We start from the raw sequence: 553 nt of genomic DNA on the forward strand, positions 1-553 counted from the left end.
ACCTTTCGAGGCCAAAATAACGGGCTCGCCGGCCTCGCGAAGCCGGATTGCTGCGGTAAGTCCCGCGATACCCGCGCCAATAACTACCGTTGTCATCGCACTGCCTTACTGTTGTTCGAATCGTCCGCCGTGGGAAGGTGCTCAATGTCGTAAATGCCCTGGAAAATCCAGTCATCGAGCGCCGTTTGTCGAGCCTGACGCCCGTACAGGATCGGCCACAAACCAATCCACCTATTCTTCAAGAACAAGCGCATAAGCTCCGTAACATGAGCGGCGTCGCCGCGCCCCATCTGCTGGGTGATCCCCGCTGCGCGCATAGAGCAGAAACCGCCCTGACATGGGCCCATGCCTAGGCGAAGCTGGCGACGCAAATCGTCAAACGTTGCATCCGGCTGAGACTCAAGCAAGGTTTCAAACATCTTGCGGTTCATGAGCTCACACTCACAAACAATCTGCGCGTCAAAGCGGTCGCCCTCACGCTCTTCGAGGCGGTGAGTGACCTCGTAGTTGTCACCGCGTTCCGTGCCCGGCATGATCTCTTCCGCCGTGCGGC

General features: G+C 58.4%; 1 protein-coding gene and 1 pseudogene. Both read right to left on the reverse strand.

Translation table 11 applies throughout. From position 1 onward, the window contains the following. On the reverse strand, positions 1-96 hold a 96-nt coding region (locus tag HMPREF1627_RS10345; RefSeq protein ID WP_158705794.1), incomplete at its 3' end, for an FAD-binding protein. Then, a pseudogene (locus HMPREF1627_RS01120) lies at positions 93-553 on the reverse strand ((2Fe-2S)-binding protein); the annotation flags it as partial. The gene HMPREF1627_RS10345 and the pseudogene HMPREF1627_RS01120, both read right to left, overlap by 4 nt.

This window comes from Actinomyces sp. S6-Spd3 (genome assembly GCF_000758755.1).
Taxonomy (GTDB): Bacteria; Actinomycetota; Actinomycetes; order Actinomycetales; family Actinomycetaceae; genus Pauljensenia.